Source organism: Pedobacter sp. ASV28 (assembly GCF_016428855.1).
GTDB lineage: Bacteria > Bacteroidota > Bacteroidia > Sphingobacteriales > Sphingobacteriaceae > Pedobacter.
In genome coordinates, this window is sequence record NZ_JAELTN010000113.1 from 1 (window position 1) to 7,242 (window position 7,242).

The window sequence follows — 7,242 nt, forward strand, 5'->3', positions numbered from 1 at the left end:
CCCCCCCCCCCCCCCCCCCCCCCCCCCTTTTCAAGCAGAAGACGGCATACGCGATGGTAACGCAGGTCTCGTGGGCTCGGAGATGTGTATAAGAGACAGATACCCTGTATCCCATAGAAACCTATACACAAAGTACCAGCGATGACAAGCCTTATGAAAAACGCTTTAAAGGTGAAAAAAGTTCGTCATTTCCGCACCTATTTAAACAATACATGAACAAGGACTATTCTTTACTTTCTAGCAGTCCTTATGGCAATACCTTTACCCTAGAATTGGCCAAACTTGCTATCCCTTCAGAACAGCTCGGTCAATCTGGAAATACCGATTTTCTAGCAGTAAGCCTATCATCTACCGATTATGTAGGTCATCAATTTGGGCCTAATTCCATAGAATTGGAAGATACCTATTTAAGATTGGACAAAGATATTGAAGATTTCTTTAATTATTTGGACAAGACTATCGGCAAAGGGAATTACCTGTTTTTTTTAACTGCCGATCACGGTGTTACCCATGTGCCCGATTTTTCAAAAGAAAACAAATTACCAAGTGGTGGTCTAGCGCCCAAAAAATTCAAAACTGAATTAGATAGTTTAATATTAGAAAAGTTTAAGGTAAAAAAAGCCATCTTCACCTTGATGAACAATCAAGTAATTTTTGATACAGATGCCATTAAGGAAGTTAATGCAGATTACGCTAAAATCAAAGAATTTTGTATTGACTATTTAATAAAACAAGAAGGTATCTTAAATGCAGTAGATATTAAGAACCTGAATAACACAAGCATACCTCAAGAAATAAAAACAAAGATCATAAATGGTTATAATGCACGTAGAAGCGGTGATATCTATATTATCTTGGATTCGGGTTGGTACCCTTCTTTAAGTACAGGTACAGGACATGGTGCCTGGAATCCATATGATAGTCATATTCCTTCTTTATTTATGGGTTGGGGCATAAAACCTGGTAAAACCAATAAACAATATTATATGACAGACATTGCTCCTACTATTTCGGCCTTATTACACATTCAGGAACCCAGTGGAAGTGTTGGGCATGTAATTACCGAACTGATTAAGTAAGCCTATTCTGTTTACAGATTTCATAATCAAATCCTCAATTCAATATATTGAATTGAGGATTTGTCTTTTATATAGTCAGTTTGTTGCAAAAAAAGTAATAATAAATGGTTGTTTTTAATATAAAAGCAAACCTACTATTCTTGGCAAAACACTTATTAAAATGTACCTTTGGATAGTAATTTCTAACCAATTCTTGTACTCAACATCTTTTAATTTCCACATGGAAATTCAACTATTATGGATAAAATTGAGATTTATAAACCCAAACACAAAATACGCTTTGTAACTGCTGCTGCCCTATTTGATGGTCATGATGCTACCATAAACATCATGCGTAGAATTTTACAGTCTAGCGGTGCAGAAGTCATACATCTCGGTCATAATAGAGCTGTAGAAGAAGTGGTAAACTGTGCCATACAAGAAGATGTACAAGGCATAGCCATGACCTCCTATCAAGGAGGCCACATAGAGTATTTTAAATACATGCATGACCTATTGCAGGAAAAAGGAGCAAAGCATATTAAAATATTTGGTGGTGGTGGTGGTGTAATCTTACCTTCCGAAATAAAAGAGTTGGAAGCCTATGGCATCACAAAAATCTACTCTCCAGATGATGGCAGAAAAATGGGATTACAGGGCATGATCAACCATATGCTTCAAGAAACAGATTTTGTAACAGTCAGCCAAATAAGTAATGAACTGATAGAGATTCCTAAAAAGTCTGTGAATAGCATTGCTTCTGCAATTACTATAGCAGAAAATGATCCCGAAGGTGCCCAAAATTTTGTTGATGAGCTAAAGAAACTAACCTTGACTAGCCAAGCGCCAGTCCTTGGAATTACAGGTACAGGTGGGGCTGGTAAATCGTCGCTGGTCGACGAATTGGTGCGACGCTTCTTAATGGAAGTAAAAGACAAAACCTTAGCCATTATTTCTGTAGATCCTTCCAAACGTAAGACTGGAGGAGCCTTGTTAGGTGATAGAATCCGTATGAACGCGATCAACAACCCTAGAGTATATATGCGATCGCTCGCAACCAGACAGGCGAACTTAGCCTTGTCTAAAAATGTTCAGGAAAGCATTGATATCTGTAAAGCGGCAGGTTATGATCTTATTATTGTAGAAACTTCTGGCATTGGCCAATCAGATACCGAAATTACCGAGCATTGCGATGTTTCCTTGTACGTGATGACACCAGAATTCGGCGCAGCTACGCAATTGGAAAAAATTGACATGCTAGATTTCGCTGACCTGGTAGCTATCAATAAATTTGATAAGCGCGGAGCACTTGATGCCTTACGTGATGTAAGAAAACAGTACAAAAGAAACCATAATCTTTTTGAGGCCAAAGACGATGAAATTCCGGTATACGGTACAATGGCTTCCCAATTTAATGATCCGGGAATGAACAATCTATTCGTTGCTTTATTAGATAGTATCAAAATAAAAACAGGGGTTGATTTTATTTCTGCAATGAAAACAACAATTAACCAATCTGAAAAAATCTATATTATTCCACCTGATCGTATACGCTATCTTTCTGAAATAGCAGAAGCGAGTGAAATGTACAAGGAATGGGTAGATAAACAATGTAACATTGCCAGAAAATTATACCAATTGCAAGGCGTAATAAATTTAGCTAAAGACTTCGAGAATTTTGGAGAAGGCTTAAAAGATGCTTACAGTTATTTAGATGAACAATTAGATGGTGGATGCAAAAGTTTATTGCGAGAATGGCCACAAACAAAGTTAAAATATAAGGCCGATGACTTTATCTACAAAGTTAGAGATAAAGAAATTAAACAACCCCTATATTACGAATCCTTATCTAAACTAAAAATTCCAAAGGTAAGCTTACCTCGATACGAAGATTGGGGAGACATTTTGAGGTGGTTGCTTACCGAAAACGTGCCTGGAGAGTTTCCTTATGCAGCAGGTGTATTTCCGCTAAAACGCGAGGGAGAAGACCCCACACGGATGTTTGCTGGTGAAGGCGGACCAGAAAGAACGAACAAACGTTTCCATTATGTTTCATTGGGGCAACCTGCGCATCGCCTATCAACAGCTTTTGATTCGGTTACCTTGTATGGAGAAGACCCACACATCCGTCCAGATATTTATGGTAAAATTGGTAATTCTGGCGTAAGTATAGCCACATTGGACGATGCCAAAAAGTTGTACTCAGGTTTTGATCTTTGTGCCCCTTCAACTTCAGTCTCCATGACCATCAATGGTCCAGCACCAATGTTACTGGGCTTTTTCATGAATGCAGCAATTGATCAGCAATGTGAAAAATACATCATAGAAAATGGCCTTGAAAAAGAAACCAATGCTAAAATAAAACAGATCTATAAAGAAAAAGGAGTTGAGCGTCCCACCTATCAGGGTCAACTGCCACAAGGTAACGATGGATTAGGTTTAATGTTATTAGGCGTAACTGGCGATGAAGTTTTACCAGCGGATATTTATGCGCAAATTAAGGCTAAAGCAATCAGTTCAGTAAGAGGAACCGTACAAGCTGATATCTTAAAAGAAGATCAGGCGCAAAACACCTGCATATTCTCTACTGAATTTGCCTTAAGGATGATGGGCGACATCCAAAAATATTTCATTGATGAGAAAGTAAGAAACTTTTACTCTGTGTCTATCTCAGGTTACCACATTGCAGAAGCAGGAGCCAATCCGATCTCTCAATTGGCTTTTACACTAAGTAACGGCTTTACTTTTGTAGAATATTACTTGAGTAGAGGTATGCATATTGATGACTTTGCACCTAACCTTTCCTTCTTTTTTAGTAATGGCATAGACCCGGAATACGCGGTAATTGGACGTGTGGCACGCAGGATTTGGGCCAAAGCCATTAAGAATAAATACAAAGGCAATGACCGTTCGCAAAAACTAAAATATCATATCCAAACTTCCGGACGTTCATTACATGCTCAAGAAATCGATTTTAACGATATTAGAACAACTTTACAGGCACTGTATGCGATCTACGACAACTGTAATTCACTACATACCAATGCTTACGACGAAGCCATTACTACGCCTACAGAAGAATCTGTACGCAGGGCGATGGCTATCCAATTGATCATTAACCGCGAACTTGGCCTGGCCAAAAATGAGAACCCATTACAAGGTGCCTTCATCATCGAAGATCTGACCGACTTGGTAGAAGAAGCCGTATTGGCCGAATTTAAACGAATAAATGATCGTGGCGGAGTTTTGGGTGCCATGGAAACGATGTACCAAAGAGGTAAGATTCAAGAAGAGAGTTTATACTATGAAACCTTAAAGCATACTGGTGAATTTCCTATTGTTGGCGTAAATACCTTTTTAAATAAAAATGGCTCCCCTACTATTGTACCAGGAGAAGTTATCCGCGCTACTGAAGAAGAAAAACAATTTCAAATTGCTGCTTTAGAAACATTTCAAAAACGCAATGAAGATAAGGCTCGAGAAATATTAAAAGACCTTCAAAAATCAGCAATTATCGGTGAAAACATCTTTGAGAAATTAATGGAAGTATGCAAAGTGTGCTCACTTGGACAAATTAGCCATGCCCTTTATGAAGTAGGCGGTCAATATAGGAGAAACATGTAAAATATTAAAAATCATTATATATTATCTTCACGGAAGTCTAATCCATTTACTATCAGCTATCGTTTGATGAATATGGCGCATAAAAATATTTTTCTGTTAATTGTGCTTTTTGTATTGGCCAATTTGAAAGCAATGGCATTTGATGAACCTAGATCGAGCTATATCATCGTATTGGGGATAGCACAAGATGGTGGATATCCACATATGGGCTGTGAAAAGAATTGCTGTAATCAGGCATGGAGAAATCCAAAATTAGCAAAAAACATAGTCTCCCTGGCCTTAGTTGATCCTGCTACTAAAAAGTGGTGGCTATTTGAAGCTACACCAGATATAAAAAAACAGCTCCAAGATTTTAGGTCGAAAACAGCTAGCAAATACCCTTATCTACCAGAAGGGGTTTTTATTACGCATGCCCATATTGGTCATTATACCGGCTTAATGGAATTCGGAAGAGAAGTTATGGCGGCAAAAAACTTGAAAGTATATACCTTACCAAGATTAAAATCCTATTTAGAGCAAAATGGGCCTTGGAGTCAATTGGTCAAATTGAACAATATCGATCTAATCAGTTTATCTGCAGATCATCAAATAGATCTTTCAAACAATAAGGTTACAGTTTTTACGGTTCCTCATCGCGATGAATATTCAGAAACGGCTGGGTTTAAGATTCTGACCACTACCAAAAAATACCTGTTTATTCCAGACATCGATAAATGGGGCAAATGGAACAAAAATATAGTAGAAGAAATTAGAAATGTAGATGTTGCTTTCCTAGATGCCACTTTTTATACCAATACAGAACTGGGAAATAGGTCTATTGCAGAAGTACCACACCCTTTAGTTACCGAAACAGAAGATTTATTGGCAAAAGAATTACCTATTACCAAACAAAAAGTCTATTTCATACATTTCAACCATAGTAATCCCTTACTTTGGCATTTGGAAACACAGAAAAACCTTTTAAAAAGGGGCTTCAACTTAGCTAAACAATATCAAATATTCTTTTAACAAAAAAATAAAAAAGCCCCGATTTAAAATCGAGGCTTCTATAATGTATAGCTCAAAAAGAATTCTTTAAGCTAAAATCCATTTAAATTTATACTCCATCGTTGGATTTTTCATTCTGTCAGCTATACGGATCAATCTTTCTGGTAATCTCATCACATAATCTCTAGCTTTCTCTCCTGCTTCGTTCAAATCGGCAATGGTTTCTATTTTCCATTCCTCGATCAATTGTTTAAGAATGTCTACATAGTCGATAGCGGTATAAACACCCAACCTTTGTGCTGCATCTGTAAAATGACCAAACAGTTGACCAATTGGCAAACCAACTTCCCTTAAAAAGTGAGCAGGCATCACAATCTTTTTTCTCATCATGTCTTCAAAGGCAATCATTGCCTCATTGGCATCAACTTCAAAGATCTTGCTAATAAAATGTTTGTATGCTTTGGCATGTCTAGCTTCATCACTGGCAATTACACCGCACATTTTAGATAATAAGGTATCACCGTCTCTCTTTGCTAAGGAAGCTACCCTTCTATGCGATACATTTGTAGCCATCTCCTGGAAAGAAGTATAAATAAAATTCCTATAAGGATCATGGCCAGTACCTATATCAAAACCGTCTGCAATTAGATACTGAGTAGAAATTTCCATTTGTCTCATATCTACCCTACCAGATAGATAAAGATATTTATTTAATAAATCACCATGACGATTTTCCTCTGCGGTCCAATGTCTATTCCATTTCATCCAACCACCTTCTTCATCCCTGCTTACCCCTTCTACCATTGATAACCATGATTCATAAGTAGGCAATGCTTCTTCTGTAATTGTATCGCCAACTAAAACAGCTACCAGATCATAGGATAGTTCGTTGGCACTTTGCTGTAAATCTTTTACTTTATCAAAAAAATCGTCTTTGCTCGCATCTGGTAAAAAGTCTGATGGCTGCCAAATATCATCAATAGGTTTGAGATATTCAGGCATTTTTTCAAGCATAAACTTTTCAATATGCTGCATTACTTCACGTCTCTTTTCAATAAAAAAATTCATCAGGTGTTTTTAAGTATATTATCAACGACAAAGATAACCAAATATTCTCGCAATCTTCCGAAATATCAATAATTTGACCTAAATCATTTATGAAAATAATAGGATTCAGAAGTAACAAATTCAAATGTTTAATCAAAAATAAAAAGCATTCCAATCGAGACTTCACTTTCATAAAATCTTTAAGGGTTTTTAATCCAATAGAGTATAGCAAATCATAGAAATATTTGAATACGTATTCATAATATCTCTTTTTTATGAGAAGTTTTTAGGTTGAAAGAAAGAGATAGAATAACTCTATTCATCTCCTTATATCCAATAAGCGTATGAGCACGCTCCGATTACCTATTTGGGCCTTTTGGGTTTGTCCATGGTCCCTGGCGGTCGGTGGCGTTGAATCAAAAAAGCCCCGACCATTTCTGGAGGGGGCGTTTAGGTATAGGCACCGACCTACTCTCCCACGTGTTACCGCAGTACCATCGGCTCAGGCGGGCTTAACTTCTCTGTT

General features: G+C 37.4%; 5 protein-coding genes. 4 read left to right on the forward strand and 1 reads right to left on the reverse strand.

Annotated features, from left to right (window positions below; translation table 11 throughout):
* The first annotated feature begins 113 nt into the window (after positions 1–113).
* From JHD79_RS22230 to JHD79_RS22240, 3 genes are all read left to right on the forward strand, one after another.
* Complete coding sequence (locus JHD79_RS22230) at positions 114–1,079, forward strand: alkaline phosphatase family protein (protein WP_370583373.1); 966 nt, start codon at positions 114–116, stop codon at positions 1,077–1,079.
* A 237-nt stretch (positions 1,080–1,316) separates the two neighbouring features.
* Entirely contained in the window at positions 1,317–4,682 is a 3,366-nt protein-coding gene (locus JHD79_RS22235; protein ID WP_199121560.1) for a methylmalonyl-CoA mutase family protein, read from the forward strand.
* A gap of 72 nt (positions 4,683–4,754) precedes the next feature.
* Entirely contained in the window at positions 4,755–5,690 is a 936-nt protein-coding gene (locus JHD79_RS22240; RefSeq protein WP_199121561.1) for an MBL fold metallo-hydrolase, read from the forward strand.
* 66 nt (positions 5,691–5,756) lie between these two features.
* On the opposite strand, the gene JHD79_RS22245 is transcribed toward JHD79_RS22240, so the two are convergent.
* A complete protein-coding gene (locus JHD79_RS22245) occupies positions 5,757–6,737 on the reverse strand; it encodes an acyl-ACP desaturase (RefSeq protein ID WP_199121562.1) in 981 nt (326 codons plus the stop codon).
* 323 nt (positions 6,738–7,060) lie between these two features.
* On the opposite strand from JHD79_RS22245, the gene JHD79_RS22895 reads away from it, so the two are divergent.
* Positions 7,061–7,242: hypothetical protein (locus JHD79_RS22895; protein WP_233164840.1), on the forward strand; the 182-nt coding region annotated here is incomplete at its 3' end.